We start from the raw sequence: 20,238 nt of genomic DNA on the forward strand, positions 1-20,238 counted from the left end.
GTTATTCCTCCTCCCGGATCTCAAAATCCTGCTCTTCGCCGTCTTCAGACATAATTTTTGCCAGCTGTTCCTCTACATTTTTCAATTTTCCATGGAGTAATTTGGATAGCTCCATTCCCTGTTTGTAAATGGAAATGGCTTCTTCGAGGGGCACATCCCCTTCTTCCAGTTTCCGGACAATGTCTTCCAGTTGCACCATTGCTTCTTCAAAAGTTAATGAATCAGCCATTTTCTTTCCCCCTTTCAATTTCATCCACCGTGCACAAAAGGCCGCCGTCTGTCAGCCGGACCCGGATCGTGTCACCCGTTTTGGCCTGGCTTGTTTTTTTCAGAATCGTTCCGTCTTCCGCCATGGCCAGGCTGTAGCCCCTTTCCATTACTTTCAACGGGCTCAGCGCTTCAAGGGCGGAAATATTTTTGGCAAAGCGATGCTGTTTCTCCCGCAAAACCGCTTGCATTTGCTTCACAAGGTTTGCTTCTAGGCTTGTGAAATTCCGCCGCGCCTGCAGCAGTTTCTGTTCAGGCCGGTTGCGCAAAAGCCGGCCGTGCAGATTGCGGGTTTGTTCCTCCGCTGTACCGATTAAGCGCCCCGCTTCTCTGTGCAGGCGGTCTGTAAGGCGGTCGGCTTGCTCCATTTGCTGGCGGATGAGCCGGTAAGGATTTGTAAAAACGGGCGACCGTTCGAGGTAAACAAGCCGGCTTTTTTCATGGCGCACTTTCTCCCGCATGTTCCGTATTAGGCGCGTCTGCAAATATAATATTTTTTCCCGCACGTCATCAATATGGGGAACGGCAAGTTCAGCTGCAGCAGTCGGCGTCGGCGCCCGCAAGTCTGCCACAAAATCGGCGATCGTAAAATCCGTCTCATGCCCGACAGCAGAAATCACCGGGATATTTGACGCAAAGATCGCCCGGGCCGTTATTTCTTCATTAAAAGCCCACAGTTCTTCGATGGAGCCGCCGCCCCTTCCGACAATCAGCACATCCGCTCTGCCGATCCGGTTTGCCTGTTCAATTGCCTTTACAATCGAAGGGGCAGCATTTTCCCCCTGGACAAGGGCCGGATGTAAAATGATTTCAGCGACCGGATATCTCCGCCTGATGGTGGTGATGATATCGCGGACAGCAGCCCCTGTCGGCGATGTGATCACCCCGATGACTTTTGGGTAAGCCGGGATGGGTCGGCGGTTTTGAAACAGGCCCTCTTTCTCCAGTTTTTCTTTGAGCTGTTCAAAAGCAAGATAAAGTGCGCCGATTCCGTCAGGCTGCATGCTTTTCACATACAGCTGGTAACTGCCGCCTGCTTCATAAACAGATACGGATCCCGTGGCGAGCACTTTCATGCCGTTTTCCGGCATAAACTTCAACGTCCGGTTTGCAGAAGCAAACATGACCGAAAGCAGCCTCGCTTTTTCATCTTTTAACGTAAAATACATATGGCCGCTTGAATGCCGTTTGAAATTGGAAATTTCCCCTTTTACATGGATATCGTTTAAATAAGGGTCCGCGTCAAATTTCCGTTTGATATATTTTGTCAGCGTGTGTACGGATAAATATTGCAAAGCCTTTTTCCACCACCTTTCTCATGCATGAAGAAAGCTGCCTTCCCGCCGGAAGTCAGCTTTCTTTTAATGCGGCCTGCTTCCCGCACAAATGCCCCCCGGCACACTTCCGGACAAAAAGCGGCTTTCCGGGAAAAAATGCCGTGGCGGCAGGGCAGCCTGTTTAACGGCGCAAGCGTTTTGCGGCTTTTACTGTATTGGAAAGCAGCATGGTAATCGTCATTGGCCCTACGCCGCCCGGGACAGGAGTAATATAGGAAGCTTTTTCCTTTACTTCATTAAAGTCCACATCCCCGCACAGCTTCCCGGACTCGTCACGGTTCATCCCGACATCAATGACAGCAGCACCCGCTTTGACAAAATCCGCTTTGATGAATTTCGCTTTGCCGACAGCGCTGACCAAAATATCCGCCTGGCGGGTGAAAGATTTTAAATCCGCCGTTTTGGAATGGCAGTATGTGACGGTCGCATTTTCATTGAGGAACAGCTGGCCGCATGGTTTGCCGACAATATTGCTGCGGCCGATCACGACAACATGCTTTCCTTCGATCCGGATGCCCTTTGACTTCACCATCTTTAAAATCCCGTGGGGGGTGCAAGGCAAAAAAGCGTCCTGGCCCGTCATCATCCTTCCGATATTTACCGGATGGAAACCGTCCACATCTTTCTCTGGGCTGATCGCTTCCACGATCTTTTGCGCATTGATATGGGGCGGCAAAGGAAGCTGGACGAGAATCCCATGAATGTCAGGATCTTCATTTAAGGTTGCAATATGTCCGAGCAATGCCTGTTCCGGCACGTCCCCGGGAAGCTCGATTAAAACGGATTTCATCCCGAGCGCGCGGCACGCTTTTTCTTTGTTTTTGACGTATGTACGTGAAGCCGGATCGTTTCCGACTAATATGACGGCAAGCCCCGGGGTAATCCCCTGTTGCGTTAGCTGCTCCACTTCCGCCTTTATCTCTTTTCTGAGTGCTTCGGCCAGTTGTTTTCCGTCAATGATTTCCGCTTCCATTATCCATCCCCCGTTACTTAGATTCAATCGAGTCTTTCATTTGATTCAAAACGCCGTTAATAAATTTGGCGGATTTTTCATCTGCAAACCGTTTGGCAATTTCGAGCGCTTCGTTGATTGCCACATTAGCGGGCACATCTTCCGCATACATCAGTTCGTAAGCGGCAAGGCGCAAAATATTGAGTTCCACTTTTGCAAGCCTGTCAAGCGTCCAATTTTCAAGATGCCGGCTGACCATGGCGTCGATTTTCGCGAGATGTGTTGCCGTTCCGTTTACCAATTTCTCCAGATAATCATCACTTTCCTGCCCGTCCAGCGCATTCCGGATCGCATCCTCCGGGCTCGCTTCATTCATATCCATCTGGAATAAAGCCTGAAGCGCTTTTTCGCGGGCGGTTCTTCTTTTCATCATTCGGCAGTAACTCCTTTAAAAAGCTCAAATTCGCATGCTTTTATTGTAACAGAAAGGCAGGACCAAAAAAAGGCCAGGACGCTTTGCCCGGACCCTTTTTCTCTTACTCTTCCGCCTGAAATTCAGGCTCCGCTTTTTGCGTATCAAATTGAATGCCGACAATATGAATATTCACTTCAGACGCTTCCAGGGCTGTCATATTGAGCAAAGCCTGGCGGATATTATCCTGGACTTCCTGGGCAACTGCCGGAATGGAAACGCCAAAATTCATGGTGCAATAGACATCGACTTTAATGCCGTCATCATTCAGTTCCACTTTTACGCCTTTTCCGTGGTTTTTCCTTCCAAGGCGCTCCACAACGCCGCTTGCGAAATTGCCGCGCATTTGGGCAACCCCCTCGACTTCGGAAGCAGCAATGCCCGCAATAACTTCAATCACCTCAGGGGCAATTTCCACTTTTCCGAGGCCGTCTTCATCATGATGCATCTCCAACATTTGGTTATCTTCTGCCATCTTCAACACCTCCTCTATTTACACGTTATTTCATTACATCATATTTTTCAAGGAATTTCGTGTTGAAATCCCCTTCGACAAAAACTTCATGCTCGAGGAGGCGCTGATGGAACGGAATCGTTGTGTGGACGCCTTCCACGGCAAATTCGCTGAGCGCGCGCCTCATGCGGGCAATTGCCTCATCGCGCGTCGCCCCGTAGGCAATGAGCTTGGCAATCATGGAATCATAATACGGCGGAATGCTGTAACCCGGATATACGGCCGATTCCACGCGGATGCCGATCCCGCCCGGCGGCAGATAAAAATTAATTTTGCCCGCAGACGGCATAAAATTCTTTTCAGGATTTTCGGCATTGATTCGGCATTCGATTGCCCAGCCGCTCCATGTGACCTCATCCTGCTTTAAGGATAACGGTTCACCGGATGCCACAAGGATCTGTTCTTTGACGAGATCCACGCCGGTGACCATTTCTGTAACCGGGTGTTCCACCTGGATGCGGGTATTCATTTCCATAAAGTAAAACTTCTGGTTGCGGTGGTCGAAAATAAACTCGATTGTGCCGGCCCCCGTATAGTCAACAGCTTTTGCCGCTTTCACGGCAGCCTGCCCCATTTCTTCGCGCATTTCGCTCGATAGCGCCGGGGACGGGGATTCTTCAAGCAGTTTTTGCAGCCGCCGCTGGATGGTGCAATCCCGTTCGCCCAGGTGGATCACATTGCCGAATTTGTCAGCCATGACCTGGATTTCAACATGGCGGAAGTCTTCAATATATTTTTCAAGGTAAACACCCGGGTTGCCGAAAGCAGTCGCGGCTTCCTGCTGGGTGATGTGGATGCCTTTTACAAGCTCTTCATCATTCAAGGCCACGCGGATCCCTTTGCCGCCGCCGCCGGCCGTTGCCTTAATAATCACCGGATAGCCGATTCTTTGTGCGACTACTTTTGCTTCTTCTGCATCTTTTACAAGCCCGTCCGAACCCGGGACAATCGGCACGCCCGCTTTTTTCATGGTTTCGCGTGCCACATCTTTCGCGCCCATTTTCGCAATGGCTTCCGGGCTTGGCCCGATAAACTCAATATTGCATTCTCGGCAAAGCTCGGCAAAATCGGCATTTTCGGCAAGGAATCCGTAACCGGGATGGATCGCGTCACAGCCTGTCAAAGTTGCTGCGCTGATGATGTTGGCAAAATTTAAATAACTGTCTTTCGATGCTTTCGGGCCGATGCAGTACGCTTCATCGGCAAGCTGGACATGCAGCGCATTTTTGTCCGCTTCCGAATAAACGGCAACGGCTTCGATCCCGAGGTCGCGGCAGGCACGAATAATCCGGACCGCAATTTCGCCCCGGTTTGCAATCAAAACTTTTTTAATCATGAAAGTCCGCTCCTTACTTTGTCTTTACCAAAAATAACGGCTGGCCAAATTCAACCAGCTGCCCGTCTTTGACGAGGATATCTACAATTTCGCCTTCCACTTCCGCTTCGATTTCGTTAAACAGCTTCATCGCTTCAATCATGCATACAACCGTATTCGGGCTGACTTTGGAGCCGATTTGCACATACGGTTCATCTTCCGGGGAACCCGCCTGGTAAAAGGTGCCGACCATCGGCGACACGATTTTATGCAGATTTTCGTCGGCTGCTTGCGCCGGGGCTTCAGGCTGCAGGTTTTCTGCAAGCTGGCGGGGCTCAGCAGGCATTTGCGGGGGTGCGGAAACCTGGGCCATTTCGCGCACCGGGCGTTCAATGACTTGAACGCCGGTGTTTTTCTTCATTTTGATGACGGTCCCGTCATTTTCAAATTCAAATTCATCGAGGTTTGAACGGTCCACAAGCTCGATCAAAGCCTGGATTTCCTCTACTTTTAGCATATATGACACTCCTTCGTTTTTTCAGCTTCCAAAATTGTTAACAATTTATGAATAACTATCCATATCATACGATAACCGGAGGCAAAAATTCAATGATTTGTATAAAAAACGGATTTCCGGCACGTTGCAAAAATGCCCTTCCCTGCTTGGAGCAAAAGGAATGAAGCGTTTTACGGAAATTTAAAATCACGCGCAAATCTATTTTTCAATCATTTTTTAAATATAGAAAAAAGCCCGGCAAAAAAGCGGGGCCCCCTTGTTATTCCGCACAGAAAAAAGGGCTGTAACCGCCCCCTATTCTGGCTTTTCTTAATTTGTCTGAAATTCCACAGCCAGTTTTGGCGTATTGCCCAACTCCTGGTTCACAAGCTTGACAATCTCATTTGCAGCCGCTTTATCATGCTTTTTCGATTTGACGGTTACGACCACTTCATCGCCGTCCGCCTGAACGAGCGCATCCTCATATCCTTTTGCTTTGATCAGGCTTTCTAAAACCTGTTCTTTATTCGCCGTCTCCGTCAATTTTTTCATTTCATCCATCGCCTTGCTTTTTTCATCCGGCGTCAGGTCGGTCGATGCAAGTTTATTGGTCAGTTCTTCCTGCTTTTTGCTCATTTCATCCTGCCGCTCAAGGCGGAGCGTCTCAAACACTTCATCACTGGCAGACTTTGTTGTCAGTTTGATTTTTTGCGAACCGGAAGCCTTTTCCTTTGTTGCCGCCGATTCCTTTTCTTTCTCTTGCCGGGTAACCTGATTCGTTGTTTTCGGTTCCGCCGTCACATAGTACACGGACAAAACCACAACAAGGCTTAACATGGTCAACAGCCAGACTGTTTGTTTTTTCAAAAGCATACCCATCCTCCTCATTCTTTTTTTGGCATGACGGAAACACGGTAACTTGCGATGTCAAGGGCGCTTGCAACAGCTTCTTTTACCGATTTTTGGATGGAGACATCGCCGCCGCCGCTGCAAACGACTAACACCCCTGTGATCTCTGGCTTCCTTGTTTCCGTTACAAGGGGCACTTCCTTGTCCCCGTTTTGGACGATGACGACTTTATCATCCTTTGAAATGCTGTCAATTTTCCGTTCCCCGCCGTTTTTATCTGTTTCGGTTGTTGTTTCATTCCGGATGGTGGCGTTTTTCTCATACACTTTGCTTTCTGATGCGGCCACATTCACCCGTACGTTTACGGAGCCGACGCCCTTGATTTGTTCCAGAATGCTTTTCAGTTCTTTCTCATATTGGTTTTCGTACGTGGAGATCGATTTTGATTTTTTGGAAGTGCCTGCACCGAATGCGGCTGTCCCTTTTCCGCCTGCCGTTTTTACGGGTGAAGATGCAGTCAGCGCTTCGTTTTTTTCGCTTGAATGTCCGAAAAGGTCATTGATAAACATCATCCCGAGACCGGAAATCAGTAGTACGGTTAACAGCACAAGCTTTTTCTTTTTATCAGGCGGGCCAGATGGCAGCCATTTTTCTTTCAGTTTTTTGAACGGTCCCTGGTTACGATCCATTTTCGTTTTCAAGCCCCCCTTCGAAACGGAGATCAATTTTTTCTTTATTGATTTTCCAGCGGTTCGACAACATGGCAATGATCGATTGCTGCTCGCGTGTGCTTTGTTTTTCTGTTTGTTTATCCGCCCCGATTTCAACCGGTTTAACGGCAGCAACAGCTTCTTTTTCGTTTTGCGCTTTCAGATAGACACGGACTTTTTTTACATCCGAAGCTTTTAAAGCGGTAAGATCCCCGCTTTTGGCCCCGTCTTTCCACTCGACCGTGATTTTTGAAATTGATTTTCCAAACGCTTCCTCTACCTCCCCTTCCGCATCTTGCTTCAGTTGGACAGCCATTTGTTGTAATGTATATTCCTGCTGTATGGCATTTATTTCTTTTTTCTTCGTTTCAAGCGCATTTTCTTCCGCAGACGGGCTTGAAATTCCGGAATTCCCCAATTTTTCCATCCAAATGGCAGGATCGGCGGAAAAAAGCCGGAATATCGGTGTGACAATAATGGCAATGAGCAAAAGCCCGGTCACAAGCTTTGTATATTTCCGCATCCCGGAGTCGGGCAGAAGCATGTCCGTTATGGCCGCCAAAAGGATAAAAATGATGATGTTCAGCACCCATTTTGTCAAAACGTCCACAAGGTCTCCCCCCTTAACGCATCATCATCGTAAGATTGCCCGCCGTAACGATGATCGTAATGCTGAGAAAAAACATGATGGTCACAATCGCGAGGGCGGCAAATACGTACAGCATGTTTTTGCTGATGATATCAAGGCAGCTGATGACCGGCCCCCCGCCGAGCGGCTGCAAAAGGGCGGAAGCAAGCTTGAACATGAACGACATGGCGAAAATTTTGATGGCTGGAAACGCCGCAATGAGCAGCACAATGGCAACCCCGGCAATGCCGAGCGTATTTTTCAAAAGGACGGAAGCGCTGATCACCGTATCGGCGGCATCCGTCAGCATCCGCCCGACAACCGGGACAAAATTGCCGGTCACAAATTTTGCGGTACGGACCGCAAGCCCGTCCATCACCGCCGTTGCCGTCCCCTGAACGGACAAGGCGCCTAAAAACACAGCCATAAAAGCGCCGAGTATGCCGATCCCGATATTGCGCAACAGACCGGCCAGCTGTGTTGCTTTATGCTGTTCCGAGAGGGTGCTGACGACGCCTAAGAGTGTTGAAAGCAGCAGAAGCGGCAGCACGATGATCTCGACCAGCATGCCGCTTGTGCTGGAGAGAAAAATAATGGCCGGGTGAAAAAAGGCTGCCGAGCCGGCGCCGCCTGATGTGGAAAGCACAGCCAGCAAGAGCGGCATCAGCGCCAGGATAAAACCTTTCATTGTCCGGATCGCCTCAAGCGCGTATTGAAGGGCGACATGAAAACTGTTCAGGGCAATAATGACGAGCACCATGAAAACAACCGCGTACGCAATTTTGCTGATCGTCCCTTGCTGGAATGAATGATGCAGGTTTTCCAGCAGGATGCTTAAAATCGTAAGGATGATAAGGGAGCCTAATAGTTTTGCGTTGATCAGCAGCTCCTGGAAAATATACGAAAGCAGCCCTTTCAGCCAGGCTTGCAAGGAAAAATGCTTCTCGCCTTTCATAAAATCCATAAAGCTCCCTTTCTGGCTTTCCGGCAAGTATCCGCCGTATTTGCTGACAATGTCGTCCCAGTAGTTTTTCAGTTCTGATAAGTCCAATTGATTCAATTGTTCATCGACCATTTTTTCCGGAATATTCTCCTGTTTGTCCGTATTTTCCGAAGCGGCGGATGCCGACTGTGCGAAGAAACAGAAGGCAAACAGAATGAAAAGTGCGATGCATATTTTTTTGTGCCCCATATCCTCAACTCCCTGCACGCGGAACGAGATTGACAATCGTTTCGATCAGCACGGTAAGAATGGGGATGGCCATTGTCAAAATAATGATTTTGCCGGCCAGCTCCACCTTTGCCGCAAGTGCCCCCTGCCCGGCATCTTTTGTAATATTGGCTGCAAAATCGGCAATATAAGCGACGCCGATGATTTTCAGGATCGTTTCGATATACATCGTGTCGACATTCCCTTTTTGGGCAATTTTTTGCAGCAGGTGGATGATTTCGTATATCTTGTCCACCAGAAAAAGAAAAATAAAACAGCCGGCAAAAAGCGTCAGCAAAAAGGCAAAATTCGGTTTCTGCTCTTTTAATATGAGCGCAAGGAAAGTCGTGATGAGCGCCACACCCGCAATTTGCAAAATTTCAATGGGAAATCCCCCCTTTTTTCCCGGCTTATTGAAAAAGAAAGACCGTTTTGATTTTGGAAAACAAATCCCCTACGATGGATGCCACTAAAAACAAAATGTAAAGAAAACCGAGAAGCGTGACCCATTGCGCATATTCTTTTTTGCCGACCTGGTCCAGAATCGTGTGGAGAAATGCCACAACAATCCCGACCCCGGCAATTTTAAAAATGATGTCCACATCAATGCCCATTGCTTTTCCCCCAATATGATCCGTGAGACTTTAGATCAGTAAAATAGCGATCAGTAAACCCGTGAGGACGCCAAGGCTTTTTGCCATTTTTTCATAGCGGAGCTGCCTTTCGTGCGCTTCTTTTTCTTCCCTTTCTAAATGTGAAAGGGTCAGGAGCAGCTGCTTTTGCTCGGTATAGCGGTCATGTTTGCCCAGGTTTTCCCCGAGCTGCCGCAATACTTCATACTCGTTTTCTTTCAGGGCCGTCAGTTTCCAAATTCCGTCAAGGCTTTTTTCCCACGCTTCTTTGACCGTTGTTTCCAATGTGGTCAACTGGCTGGCAAAGGAACGGAAGAAGGCGGCAGCCGGATCCGGGAGCTGGCCTGATAGTTTTCTTGCCGCTTCATGCAGCGGGGTATGCCCGTACATGATTTCCACTTCCAGTGCCTGAAGCGCGTTTTGAAAAATTCTCAGCTGGCGGGGGCGTTCGCTTAACCGTTTTGCTGCCTCAAAGCCGATGAAACTGGTGGCGAGCACAATCAGTGCTGCTCCAAAAAGTTTAAGCACGGGAAACACCTTCACCGGTACGGATGATGTTCCCTTCCGCATCGCGGACCGCTGTTACCCTTCCCGGCCGGCTCCCCCGCGACAGTTCGAGAAAGCGGTCAAACGCATACGATTCGAGGATTTTCTTTAAAATCGGGCGTTTTTGGATATCCCGGAAGTTTTCCCCGTGCGTTGTCATGACGAGCGAAATGCCCGCATTTACCGCCTCCATAATCGCCGCCGCATCTTCTTCGCGGCCGATCTCATCCACGACAATGACATCCGGGCTCATCGACCGGATCAGCATCATCATCCCTTCCGCTTTCGGACAGGCATCCAGCACATCGACCCTTGGCCCGAAATGGAGTTGCGGGATGCCGTGGACGCAGCCGGCAATTTCAGACCGTTCGTCGACAATCCCCACTTTGGCAGGCGAAATCCCGCGTTCCGGGATGCCGCTTGAAATCAGCCGCGCGATATCCCTTAAAAAAGTCGTTTTTCCGGTCTGGGGCGCCCCGATGATCATCGCGGACAGCCAGCGCCCGTTGTGAAGGGCGAAAAGATAAGGATCCGCAGTCCCGATTTTTTCCCGGGCAATCCGGATATTAAAAGATGAAAAATAGCGGATCGCCTTTACTTGTCCATTTTCAAGAATGACTTTCCCCGCGAATCCGACACGGTGCCCGCCGCTGATCGTGACGTATCCCTTTTTCAGCTCTTCTTCAAGGGCGTAAAAAGAGAAATTCGCAAGCCGGTTGATCAGCTGCTCAGCATCGCTCTCCGTTGGCGTATAGCGCAAAAAATGCGGGATTCCTTTTGAAGTAATTTCAAGCGGGCGGTTTACGCGGATGCGGATTTCTTCCACATCTTCGAGCATGTCCCCCAACTTTTCCAGCTGTTTGGATAAGGTTTTCGGCAAAATGCCCAGCAAATCTTCCATCTTCATCCCTGCTTTCAAAACATACAGTTTGGTTCATGGATAGTACAATCTATTCGCCGGGTTTGAAAACTATGACAAAGAAGCGAGGCAGATGCTGAAAGTTTAAGTTATTTATAACATTATTATGTAAACTTATTTTTGCCTGTCTCTTGCCGGAAAAGCAAAAAAGCTTGGCGCCGTTTGGGACGCCAAGCTTTTTTCAAAGAAATCAGGCACGGGACACGTATGAACCGTCCGTTGTATTGATGATCACTTTATCGCCTTCATTGACAAAGAAAGGCACCTGTACCGTCAGGCCGGTTTCAAGCGTGGCCGGTTTGGACCCGCCTGTTGCCGTATCGCCCTTTACCCCCGGTTCCGTATGGGTAACTGTCAGTGTGACCGTATTGGGGAGTTCAATGCCGAGCGTTTCTCCCTGGTACATGATCATTTGCACTTCCATGTTTTCCAGCAAGTATTGCAGCTCATCTTTAATTTGGGCGCTGCTCAGCTCGATTTGTTCATACGTTTCCGTATCCATAAATACGTGCTGGTCGCCGTTTGCATATAAATACTGCATTCTCCGGTTGTCGATCTGTGCCCTTTCAACTTTTTCGCCGGCACGGAACGTTTTTTCCTGGATAGCGCCGGTACGCAAATTGCGAAGCTTCGAGCGCACAAAAGCGGCGCCTTTTCCCGGCTTAACATGCTGGAAATCGAGGACGCGCCAGATGCCGCCGTCCACTTCAATCGTTAAGCCGGTGCGAAAATCGTTTACTGAAATCATATTTTTCCTCCTACATGTTCATTCGATCCCCTGTTGAGGGCTGTAACTATTATAATATAATCAGTTCTTTTGCGGAATGCGTCAGCAATTCATTCGAATTTTCGGTAATCACCGTATCGTCTTCAATCCGGACGCCGCCGACACCCGGCACATAAATGCCCGGTTCGATGGTGACAACCATGCCCGGTTCCAAAGTATAGGCCGAGCGCATGGAAAGATTCGGGCCTTCGTGGATTTCAAGGCCGATCCCGTGCCCAAGGGAATGGCCGAACGCATCGCCATAACCTTCCCGGGCGATATAATCGCGGGAAATGGCGTCTGCTTCAATACCGGACATGCCCGGTTTGATGTTTTGGACGGCAAGCAGCTGCGATTCCAGCACAATATTGTAGATTTTCTTCAATTGCCCGGAAGGCTCGCCGACCGCAACCGTCCTTGTAATATCCGAACAATAGCCTTTATAGAGCGCGCCGTAATCCATCGTAACCAAATCGCCTTTTTCGATCACCTTGTCCGTCGCCACCCCGTGCGGCATGGCAGAGCGGAGGCCGGATGCGACAATGGTATCAAATGAAGAAGCAGTCGCGCCGCATTTCCTCATGAAAAATTCCAGTTCATTGGAAACTTCCAATTCCGTGACGCCCGGTTTTAAGAAGTCAAGGATATGTTTAAAGGCAGCATCCGCAATATCCGCAGCCTCTTTTAATATCTTAATTTCCGCATCTGTTTTGATCAAGCGCAAATTTTCAACAAGGCCGGAAACCGGGACCAGTTCCGCATCGAGCAGCCCTTCATACGTTTTAAAAAGCGCATAGCTCATATGGTCCTGCTCAAACCCGAGCCGTTTGATCCCCATTGCTTCCACCTGTTTGGCCACTTCCTGTTCCACCGGCCCCTGATGCTGGACGATTTCGTAGCCTTCACACTCTTTCGATGCCTGCTCGACATAGCGGAAGTCCGTAATAAATTTTGCCGCTTCCCCGGATATAAGGACAATCCCGGTAGTCCCCGTAAAATTGGACATATAGCGGCGGTTATACGGGCTTGTAATGAGCAAGCCGTCAATACCGGCCTGCGGAAATGTTTCTCTCAGTTTCTCCAGTTTTAACATCTTTCTTCCTCTCCCTTTTCTGCCTCAAGCAAGGCCATGAGGGCAAGCTCATAGCCGAACAGCCCGAAGCCTGCAATTTGCCCCTGCGCAACAGCCGCCGTTACAGAATGGTGGCGGAATTCCTCGCGGGCATGGATGTTCGAAATATGAACTTCAATCACCGGTAGGCGGATGGCACTGATCGCGTCCCGCAAAGCATAGCTGTAATGCGTGAACGCGCCCGGATTGAAAATAATCCCTGCAAAGCCTTCATCCCCGGCAGCGTGCAGCTTGTCAATCAGGGCGCCTTCATGGTTGGATTGAAAAAAACCGATGGCGACGCCGTGCTTTCGGGCCGCCGCTTCCATGCGCGCCATCAGGGTTTTTAACGAATCTTTCCCGTAAGTGCCGGGTTCCCTTTGCCCGAGCAAATTCAGATTTGGGCCGTTTAATACGAGGTATTTTTTCATTTCAAGCACCTTTTTCCCATATTTAACGTGCCCATTTTACCATAAATTGAAGAAAATTTCTATTTTTTAACTTTCCGGCCGGCACCCGCCCGTTTCGATTTATGGGAGCGGGTTCGACTGCCTCTCCAGTTTTCTTTTAAAAACCCGGCTTCTTTCATACTCAAAAGAAATCGAATAACCGATAAACACCCCGTAGAGAATGTAAATGCAACAGCAGGTAATGATCGTATTGGCATCCAGTTTGAGAAAAGGTTTCATGCCGGGAAAAATCGGATTCAGCACAATCAGGACGGCTGCGCACAGGCAAAGCCCGTAGATCGCGCCCACCCACATCGATTTCAATTTTTTAAAGAAAAGATAATAGACAAGGGCGCAGCCGGTAGAAAACAATCCGTATGCCAATATGGAAACGATTTTTCCGATCCACATTTTGCGCCAAGATCCTACTGTAAATGGTTCAAGCAGGACATTCGGTTCAATCGCCGTAAAATGAAAAGAAAAGCATAAATAGGCAACCAGGCTCCAAATGATCCCGCCCGCAAATCCGGTCACAAGCACCATTTGAAAAAAGGTCATGGAATGCTCCTGGTTTTTTAATACTTTGCTGCCATTTTCCATATTTTCCACCCCTTCACATGTGACGGCATGCATCTTTTCTTTCTTATCTTTCCCACAAGTCTTTCCCCTAGTCGTATTTAAAATGATTTAGTAAAATAAGAGTGAATATCGTTTCGGAAATCCACTCCGTTTTCAGGTTAAACGGGAAAGAAGCATTTGAAGTTCAGGTTTGGGGGAAAAGAAATTGACAAAACCAGCTTATGGCGGCCAGGCAGTCGTGGAAGGGGTCATGTTCGGCGGAAAGCGGCATTCGGTCACTGCCATCCGCCGCAAAAACAACCGGATTGACTTCTTTTATCTGCCAAAAGAGACGCGCCCGTCCATTCAAAAATTGAAAAAAATTCCGTTTTTGCGCGGGATCATTGCCATCATTGAATCATCCGCAAACGGAGCAAAGCATTTGAATTTTGCAAGCGAGCGGTATGATGTTGACCCGGAAGAAGACGAAAAACGGCAGGAAGCAGCCCCCGCAAGAACAACGGTGGTGCTCGGCGTGGCTGCTGCCGGCGTCTTGTCCTTTTTGTTTGCCAAATTTTTCATGACGCTTATTCCCGTCTTTCTGGCAGAACTGGCAAGGCCGTTTTTTCCCGGGGATGCCGCGCAAATTCTCATTGAAGGCGCGTTTAAACTGCTGCTCGTGCTTTCGTATATTTATTTGATTTCTTTAACGCCGTTTATCAAGCGGGTATTCCAATACCACGGGGCTGAACATAAAGTCATCAATACATTTGAAAACGGGCTTGCCCTGACCGTTGAAAACGTCCGCTCGCAATCGAGGCTGCATTACCGGTGCGGCAGCAGTTTTATTCTGTTTACCGTGATTGTGAGCGTCCTGATTTATACGCTTGTCCCGACAGATCCGCTCTGGCTCCGCATCACCGACCGGATTTTGCTCATTCCGGTCGTGCTCGGCACGGCGTTTGAAGTCCTTCAGCTGACCAATAAAGTCCGCCATATTCCGGTTCTGAAGTATCTTGGCTATCCGGGCCTGTGGCTGCAGCTGTTAACGACAAAAGAGCCGGATGACAAGCAAATTGAAGTCGCGATTTCCTCCTTTCAGGCGCTGCTTGAACTGGAATCGGGTGATACGGCTTCTGCCGCCCGTTAAAAACGGCGTTTGAAATTTCCAGCGCATGGGAATACATTTACTATCACAAGCTTGTTTGTGCGACGGGGAATCAACCTCAAAATAAAAACGGCCGGATCCGTATAAACTGATAGAATGATGGAAAAAATGGTTGGGAAAACATGTGGAGGTGGCTTTTGTTGAAGACGCGTCAATGGATCATCGCCGGCATTTTTCTTTTGGCCCTGGTCGGCCTGGGTTCCTCTTTGTTTCATGAGCCGGTTGTATTCTTGAAAAGGGTGTTGATAGCCTTCATTTTTGCGGCAGTGCTTTTGGCTGGCATGCGTTTCCTGCTCAAGAGAAGCACGAATGTTTCCAACCAGGAACAAAAAGCATTTTTAAAAGCCGCCCGCAAATCCAGGAAAAGAATGAAAAAAAGGAATATGAAGGTCCATACTGTCCACACGGCTAAATTTTCAAAACGGCCGCTGCGCAAAAAATCCAATGTCCAGTTAACCGTGATTGAAGGCAAAAAGGGCAAAAAGAAAAATCGAGCTGTCTACTAAGCTCGATTCTTTTTTATTAATAGGACCACGTTTTCAGAAACGTTTCTGTTTTTTTCCGGCCCGCCTCGATTAAGGCTGCTTTTTGTGCGGCGGAAAGCTGAAAATCTGTAGCAGTCACGCCATCTGCAGCGATAAAAATAATGTCTTTTTCCAGTTTTCTTGAAATATAGCGGGCATCATGGGCGTCTTTCATCGTCTTGAACAGGGCATCGAACAGCTGGATCGCATTTTTTATCTCCACATCCGGCTCTTCCTGTGGTTTCGGGCTGAGCGTAATGCCGAGCACCGGCCGCGCCTTTTTTTCTTCCGGTTTGACAAACAACCACATCGGAAAATTGCTTAATACCCCGCCGTCTACAATGAGGCTTGTGCCTTCCAGCGAGCGCAACCGTACCGGTTCGAAAAAATATGGAATGCTGCAGCTCATCCGAATGGCCTTTGCCACCGGAAAGGTTTGCCATGGAACCCCGTAACGTTCCAGGTCATCCGGCAAAACAACAAGCCGGTTATGGGTAAGATCGGATGCCGTGAAATAAAGGGAGCCTTTTGGAACATCTTTGAACGTGTACACACCTTTAGATGCGAGTTTTTCCCCGATCCATTCCTCAAACGCGGTGCCCCTGTACAACCCGAGCCGCCAATACAGCAGCAGCCATTTCGCAAACGGCACCGGCAGCAGCGGTTTTCGCTGGTCAAGAAACGCGGCCGTGTCTGTTTCCGCAAGCATTTGCTTCATTTCGCCGCTTGTATAGCCTGCAGCCCGCAGCCCTGCAAAAACGGAGCCGACGCTTGTGCCGGCCAGCCGTTTAAACGTAAATCCTTTTTTTTCCAAAACTTCCAATGCCCCGATGAGCGCAAGGCCTTTTATGCCTCCGCCGGAAAACACCGCGTCAATCTCCATGGAAATCCACCCTTGGATTTGCACCGGGCGTTTCGGTTTGTTGGTCAGAAAAAATGCGGAATGTTGGCAGGATGCCCCGCTTGAACGAAAGATGAAAAAAATGCTTTTTTATTATTTTAGCGCATAAGGAAAGGAATTAGAACAAAGAGTTCATACGGGATTATAACCGCGCCATGCTCCTGGTTAGCACAGCCCGTGCTTCTTTTACCATTTCTTCTAATAATTGGGCAACAGACGGGCAGTCCTCAATAAGGCCGGCAATTTGGCCCCCTACAAAAAGCGGTTTCAACCTTGCCAGTTTTTCCGGCGTAGTATCGGGGCGGGGATGCTCATCCCGGATGACAGATACGGATTCCCCCTTCTGATCCGTATACACGACAGGCACGATTTCATCTTGAAAGCGGTTTGCTTCCATGGCCGCTTTCGCCCTCATTTGGCTCGTAAAAGCAAAGGCATCCTGCGCTTCCCGGCTGATGTGGAATTGCTTTGCGACATTTTCCGCTGTTTCCGGCATGCTGTCTGTCCCGTACATTTTCTTCAATTTTTCATTTACAAATCTCCATCCGATCGTTGTGTCAAACATTTCCAGATTTCCCCTCGGATAGCCGTTTTCCGGCACTGCCTCGATGATCACATCTTCAGAACCGGCTACTGCCGGCAAATCAACGGTATATTCGATATTTGCCTTTATCCTTTCAGCGTCTGCCCCGTTGATTTTCCCCCTCTCCAGCCCTTTTTCCATGTCGGATCCGATTATGTTTTCCGCTTGATGCAGGATGTCAGGCCGGACATCTACCAGCCTGACTTTGAAACCGCCGAGTGCGGCCGGATCGAGATAAACTTTTGCGCTTGCAATGGCTGTCGCTGCTTCTCCAAATCCCGTGGCGATCAGCTTTACCTTGCCGTCAAACGTTGTTACATCACCCGCCGCAAATATGCCTTCGATGTTTGTCCGCATCGCCGAATCTACGACAATCGCATTCTTATCAAAATTCAATCCAATCTTTTTCATCACGTTTTTGCTGTCAATATTCGAATTAAAGTTTTTTAACCATTTTTCCGATTATTCTTTTAACCGGTGTTTTGTAAGCAGAAAAAAACGGAGCATCGCTTTGCTCCGTTTTTTCTCAACTATTCCGTTTACAAGCCGCATTTTAATTGCGCGCCGCAGTTATCGCATGTATTGCAGCCGCCGATTTCCTTCACTTTCCCTTTCCGGCAGATCGGGCAGGTATCGCCGATTTCGTTGCCGTATGTGACGTTTGTTGACCGGATATCCGGGATTGTATCAACCAGGACGACATGCTGTTTCGCATGTTTCACTTCCGCTTTTTCCTGTTTTTCTTCCTGCGGTTCTTCTGCTTTCAATGTCAGGACTTGCGAATCCCGGCTGCCGTCCACATAAACGGTTCCGCCTTTCGCGCCGCCCTTATACAGGCGTTCGTACACTTTTTCCACCTGTTCAACCGTGTAACCGCGCGGGGCGTTGACCGTTTTCGAAATCGAGCTGTCCACCCAGCGCTGGATGACGCATTGGACATCGGCATGGGCTTCCGGTGCAAGATCCATCGCGGTTACAAACCAGTTCGGCAGATGGTCTTTGTCCGCTTCAGGATGCTGATCCAGATATTCCTGGACGATGTCCGCATTGACCTCGATAAATTTGCCGAGGCGCCCGCTGCGGAAATAGGAAAAGGAAAAATACGGCTCAAGCCCGGTGGAAACGCCAACCATGGTGCCGGTGGATCCGGTTGGTGCAACGGTCAGCAAATGGGAGTTCCGGATGCCGTGTTTTAAAATTGCCTTGCGGATGTCTTCCGGCATGTTTTTCATATAACCGGTTTCCGTGAATGCACGGCGCAGGCGGTTTGTCTCTTCTTCGGTTTCCCCCGTTAAAAATGGGAAGCTCCCTTTTTCTTTTGCGATCTCAATGGATGCACGGTATGCTTCGGTCGCGATTGTTTCAAACACTTTGTCGACAAGTTTGTTGCCTTCTTCGGATCCGTATTCTTTTTCCATATAAATGAGAAGGTCGGCTAAGCCCATAACGCCAAGGCCGACACGCCGTTCCCCGAGCGCCTGTTTTTTGTTTTCTTTCAGGAAGTACGGGGTCGCGTCAATGACATTGTCCTGCATGCGGACGCCGGTATGGACGGTTTGTTTCAATTGATCCCAGCGCACTTCTTTCGTTTCTTTGTCGACCATTTTTGCAAGATTGACCGCTGCGAGGTTGCAGACGGAATAGGGCGCGAGCGGTTGCTCTCCGCAAGGATTCGTTGCGACGACTTTCTGGCCGTATGCTTTTGCGTTTGTCATGTCGTTGGCGTTGTCGATAAAGAAGACGCCCGGTTCCGCCGAGTAAGTCGCGCAGATGTTAATCAAATTCCAAAGTTCTTTTGCTTTGATTTTGCGGTAGACGCGCACTTTGCGGCCGAGTTTTTCCCATTCGCGCACATCGCCGATTTTATGCCATTCTTCATTATATATGCGCATTTCTTCTTCGCTGTAATTTTCCACATCCGGAAATTTCAGTTCGAATTCCGCGTCTTGTTCAACTGCTTCCATAAATTCTTTTGTGAGGCAGACGGAAATATTGGCGCCGGTTAAAAATTCCGGATTATGGACGGTGTAATGCCCGCCTGTTGCCAGTTTTTCTTCCGCCTCTTTCATGACTTCGTCCGTAAAGCCGCCCTGTCCCGGAATATGTTTGTAGTTCACAATCCCATGGTACATTTGCCTTTCCATTTCGGAAAGCGGCGTGAATTTCAATTTGTCGTGGGCTAGCTTGCGGATCCACTCATCGTTCGTATTTTCGATCAGGAAACGCAAAATCTGCGGATTCTGCATTTTCGAAATGATAAATTCGACAATGTCCGGATGCCAGACAGCCAGCATGATCATTTGTGCTCCCCTGCGACTGCCGCCCTGTTCGACCAGGTGCGTGAGTTTGGCGATGTCATCGAGCCATGAGACAGAGCCGCTTGATTTGCCGTTGACGCCCCTTGCCAGCGTATTGCGCGGGCGCAGCGTCGAACCGTTTGTCCCAACCCCGCCGCCGCGGCTCATAATTTCCATCACTTGTTTGCGGTGTTCGGAAATGCCTTCCCGCGAATCCGGTACAAACGGCATCACATAACAATTAAAATAAGTAACTTCCGTTTCCGACCCTGCGCCGTAGAGGACGCGGCCTGCCGGGATGAAGTTTAAGTTTACCAGTTCATTGTAAAACTTCCCAAACCATTCTTTCCGTTTCTCTTCTGTTTTTTCCACTGCCGCTAAGCCGGTTGCATTCCGTTTTGCGATTTGTTCGTAGTAGACTTCAAGCGGCTTCTCAATGATATCAAGCGGCCTTTTGATGACCCCTGTTTCTCTTTCATCCGGGTGTTCCAGCGCCTGGCGGTAATCTTCTTCAATTAAGACTTCCGCTTCATTTTTTTCCCAGTCGATTTCTTTGATGACGCCGAGCCCCCTGGCCGGAAATTTCGGGTCTTCTTTAATCGTGAGGACAACAAAATCGCCCTTGCCCAATGTGACTTTTTCCGTGTCTTTAAACGCGTATCTGTCAATCATGACAAGCCTTGAAACGCCTTTGTACGTGATGTTCATATCCGGTGTAATCGGATGGACCTGCGGAAATAAGCGGATATCTTCGTTCAGCTTCTCCACATCCCATAATTTTTCTGTCGAAGCAACAGACATAACGACAACTCCTTCTCTATTTCTCCATGCAAATTCTCTGGTGGTTCTGCCTCCTTTAAAATAGCACACCGCAGGCAAAAATTGCAAGCAAAAACACTAGATATTGTATTGATATTTTGTTTTTATATACTATATATTGTAGTTAGGTCAAACCTCTTTCTTTTTGTCAAATAAAAAAAAGAATAAGACATGCTGAAAATGCGAGAAATCCCCCGAAAAAGCAGGCAAATCCG

At 48.8% G+C, this 20,238-nt stretch carries 23 protein-coding genes and 2 pseudogenes; 2 read left to right on the forward strand and 23 right to left on the reverse strand.

What is annotated here, in order from left to right; translation table 11 throughout:
- Nucleotide 1: 1 nt before the first annotated feature.
- The 19 genes from NST20_RS08715 to NST20_RS08805 all read right to left on the reverse strand — a co-directional run bounded on the left by NST20_RS08715 (nt 2) and on the right by NST20_RS08805 (nt 13,773).
- On the reverse strand, nt 2-229 hold the full coding sequence (locus tag NST20_RS08715; RefSeq protein WP_013859605.1) for an exodeoxyribonuclease VII small subunit: 228 nt from the start codon (nt 227-229) through the stop codon (nt 2-4).
- Complete coding sequence (gene xseA / locus NST20_RS08720; protein ID WP_013859606.1) at nt 222-1,562, reverse strand: exodeoxyribonuclease VII large subunit; 1,341 nt, start codon at nt 1,560-1,562, stop codon at nt 222-224. The genes NST20_RS08715 and xseA overlap by 8 nt, the downstream gene beginning before the upstream one ends.
- A gap of 163 nt (nt 1,563-1,725) precedes the next feature.
- Nucleotides 1,726-2,577 carry a bifunctional methylenetetrahydrofolate dehydrogenase/methenyltetrahydrofolate cyclohydrolase FolD gene (gene folD / locus NST20_RS08725; protein ID WP_013859608.1) on the reverse strand — a complete coding sequence of 284 codons (852 nt, stop codon included), beginning with the start codon at nt 2,575-2,577 and terminating at the stop codon, nt 1,726-1,728.
- Nucleotides 2,578-2,590: 13 nt separating this feature from the next.
- Nucleotides 2,591-2,986, reverse strand: a complete 396-nt coding sequence (gene nusB, locus NST20_RS08730) for a transcription antitermination factor NusB (RefSeq protein ID WP_026104799.1) — start codon at nt 2,984-2,986, stop codon at nt 2,591-2,593.
- 106 nt (nt 2,987-3,092) lie between these two features.
- The gene (locus tag NST20_RS08735) at nt 3,093-3,503 is read right to left on the reverse strand and encodes an Asp23/Gls24 family envelope stress response protein (protein WP_013859610.1); all 411 of its coding nucleotides are present in this window, start codon (nt 3,501-3,503) and stop codon (nt 3,093-3,095) included.
- Nucleotides 3,504-3,528: 25 nt separating this feature from the next.
- Nucleotides 3,529-4,878, reverse strand: a complete 1,350-nt coding sequence (gene accC, locus NST20_RS08740; RefSeq protein WP_017553536.1) for an acetyl-CoA carboxylase biotin carboxylase subunit — start codon at nt 4,876-4,878, stop codon at nt 3,529-3,531.
- A gap of 13 nt (nt 4,879-4,891) precedes the next feature.
- Nucleotides 4,892-5,374 carry an acetyl-CoA carboxylase biotin carboxyl carrier protein gene (accB, locus tag NST20_RS08745; protein ID WP_017553537.1) on the reverse strand — a complete coding sequence of 161 codons (483 nt, stop codon included), beginning with the start codon at nt 5,372-5,374 and terminating at the stop codon, nt 4,892-4,894.
- A gap of 309 nt (nt 5,375-5,683) precedes the next feature.
- Nucleotides 5,684-6,226, reverse strand: coding sequence for a SpoIIIAH-like family protein (locus NST20_RS08750; protein ID WP_013859613.1), 543 nt, complete (start codon nt 6,224-6,226; stop codon nt 5,684-5,686).
- Nucleotides 6,227-6,237: 11 nt separating this feature from the next.
- Nucleotides 6,238-6,891 carry a stage III sporulation protein AG gene (spoIIIAG, locus tag NST20_RS08755; protein ID WP_013859614.1) on the reverse strand — a complete coding sequence of 218 codons (654 nt, stop codon included), beginning with the start codon at nt 6,889-6,891 and terminating at the stop codon, nt 6,238-6,240.
- Nucleotides 6,881-7,522 carry a stage III sporulation protein AF gene (gene spoIIIAF / locus NST20_RS08760; protein ID WP_029142200.1) on the reverse strand — a complete coding sequence of 214 codons (642 nt, stop codon included), beginning with the start codon at nt 7,520-7,522 and terminating at the stop codon, nt 6,881-6,883. Before spoIIIAF ends, spoIIIAG begins: the two co-directional genes overlap by 11 nt.
- Nucleotides 7,523-7,535: 13 nt before the next feature.
- On the reverse strand, nt 7,536-8,732 hold the full coding sequence (spoIIIAE, locus tag NST20_RS08765) for a stage III sporulation protein AE (protein WP_328194432.1): 1,197 nt from the start codon (nt 8,730-8,732) through the stop codon (nt 7,536-7,538).
- 4 nt (nt 8,733-8,736) lie between these two features.
- Nucleotides 8,737-9,126, reverse strand: coding sequence for a stage III sporulation protein AD (gene spoIIIAD / locus NST20_RS08770; protein ID WP_017553540.1), 390 nt, complete (start codon nt 9,124-9,126; stop codon nt 8,737-8,739).
- A gap of 34 nt (nt 9,127-9,160) precedes the next feature.
- A complete protein-coding gene (gene spoIIIAC, locus NST20_RS08775; protein WP_013859618.1) occupies nt 9,161-9,364 on the reverse strand; it encodes a stage III sporulation protein AC in 204 nt (67 codons plus the stop codon).
- A gap of 30 nt (nt 9,365-9,394) precedes the next feature.
- On the reverse strand, nt 9,395-9,910 hold the full coding sequence (spoIIIAB, locus tag NST20_RS08780; protein ID WP_017553541.1) for a stage III sporulation protein SpoIIIAB: 516 nt from the start codon (nt 9,908-9,910) through the stop codon (nt 9,395-9,397).
- Complete coding sequence (gene spoIIIAA, locus NST20_RS08785) at nt 9,903-10,829, reverse strand: stage III sporulation protein AA (RefSeq protein WP_118497731.1); 927 nt, start codon at nt 10,827-10,829, stop codon at nt 9,903-9,905. Before spoIIIAA ends, spoIIIAB begins: the two co-directional genes overlap by 8 nt.
- A 208-nt stretch (nt 10,830-11,037) precedes the next feature.
- A complete protein-coding gene (efp, locus tag NST20_RS08790) occupies nt 11,038-11,595 on the reverse strand; it encodes an elongation factor P (RefSeq protein WP_013859621.1) in 558 nt (185 codons plus the stop codon).
- Between the two features lie 49 nt (nt 11,596-11,644).
- Nucleotides 11,645-12,706: a Xaa-Pro peptidase family protein gene (locus NST20_RS08795; RefSeq protein WP_061566229.1), complete on the reverse strand. Its 1,062-nt coding sequence runs from the start codon at nt 12,704-12,706 to the stop codon at nt 11,645-11,647.
- Nucleotides 12,700-13,155: a type II 3-dehydroquinate dehydratase gene (gene aroQ, locus NST20_RS08800; RefSeq protein ID WP_328004592.1), complete on the reverse strand. Its 456-nt coding sequence runs from the start codon at nt 13,153-13,155 to the stop codon at nt 12,700-12,702. Before aroQ ends, NST20_RS08795 begins: the two co-directional genes overlap by 7 nt.
- 99 nt (nt 13,156-13,254) lie before the next feature.
- Nucleotides 13,255-13,773, reverse strand: a complete 519-nt coding sequence (locus tag NST20_RS08805) for a YqhR family membrane protein (RefSeq protein WP_029142194.1) — start codon at nt 13,771-13,773, stop codon at nt 13,255-13,257.
- Nucleotides 13,774-13,957: 184 nt separating this feature from the next.
- Here NST20_RS08805 and NST20_RS08810 point away from each other — a divergent pair, with 184 nt between their 5' ends.
- Together NST20_RS08810 and NST20_RS08815 are read left to right on the forward strand one after the other, a co-directional pair.
- Nucleotides 13,958-14,881 (forward strand): DUF1385 domain-containing protein, encoded by a 924-nt coding sequence (locus tag NST20_RS08810; RefSeq protein WP_061566230.1) that lies wholly within the window; start codon nt 13,958-13,960, stop codon nt 14,879-14,881.
- A gap of 158 nt (nt 14,882-15,039) precedes the next feature.
- Nucleotides 15,040-15,405: an SA1362 family protein gene (locus NST20_RS08815; protein WP_235601555.1), complete on the forward strand. Its 366-nt coding sequence runs from the start codon at nt 15,040-15,042 to the stop codon at nt 15,403-15,405.
- 16 nt (nt 15,406-15,421) lie between these two features.
- Here the strand turns inward: NST20_RS08815 and NST20_RS08820 are convergent, their stop codons facing one another.
- From NST20_RS08820 to NST20_RS08835, 4 genes and pseudogenes are all read right to left on the reverse strand, one after another.
- Nucleotides 15,422-16,306, reverse strand: a complete 885-nt coding sequence (locus NST20_RS08820; RefSeq protein ID WP_118497734.1) for a patatin-like phospholipase family protein — start codon at nt 16,304-16,306, stop codon at nt 15,422-15,424.
- Nucleotides 16,307-16,580: 274 nt separating this feature from the next.
- Nucleotides 16,581-16,910 (reverse strand): annotated as a pseudogene (locus NST20_RS08825) (acetyl-CoA acetyltransferase); the annotation flags it as partial.
- Between the two features lie 15 nt (nt 16,911-16,925).
- Nucleotides 16,926-17,318: pseudogene (locus tag NST20_RS08830) on the reverse strand (FAD-dependent oxidoreductase); the annotation flags it as partial.
- A gap of 128 nt (nt 17,319-17,446) precedes the next feature.
- Complete coding sequence (locus NST20_RS08835) at nt 17,447-20,005, reverse strand: vitamin B12-dependent ribonucleotide reductase (RefSeq protein ID WP_013859631.1); 2,559 nt, start codon at nt 20,003-20,005, stop codon at nt 17,447-17,449.
- Nucleotides 20,006-20,238: the final 233 nt, after the last annotated feature.

The sequence above is a fragment of the Weizmannia sp. FSL W8-0676 genome, from assembly GCF_038593015.1.
GTDB classification, from domain to species: domain Bacteria; phylum Bacillota; class Bacilli; order Bacillales; family Bacillaceae_C; genus Weizmannia; species Weizmannia coagulans.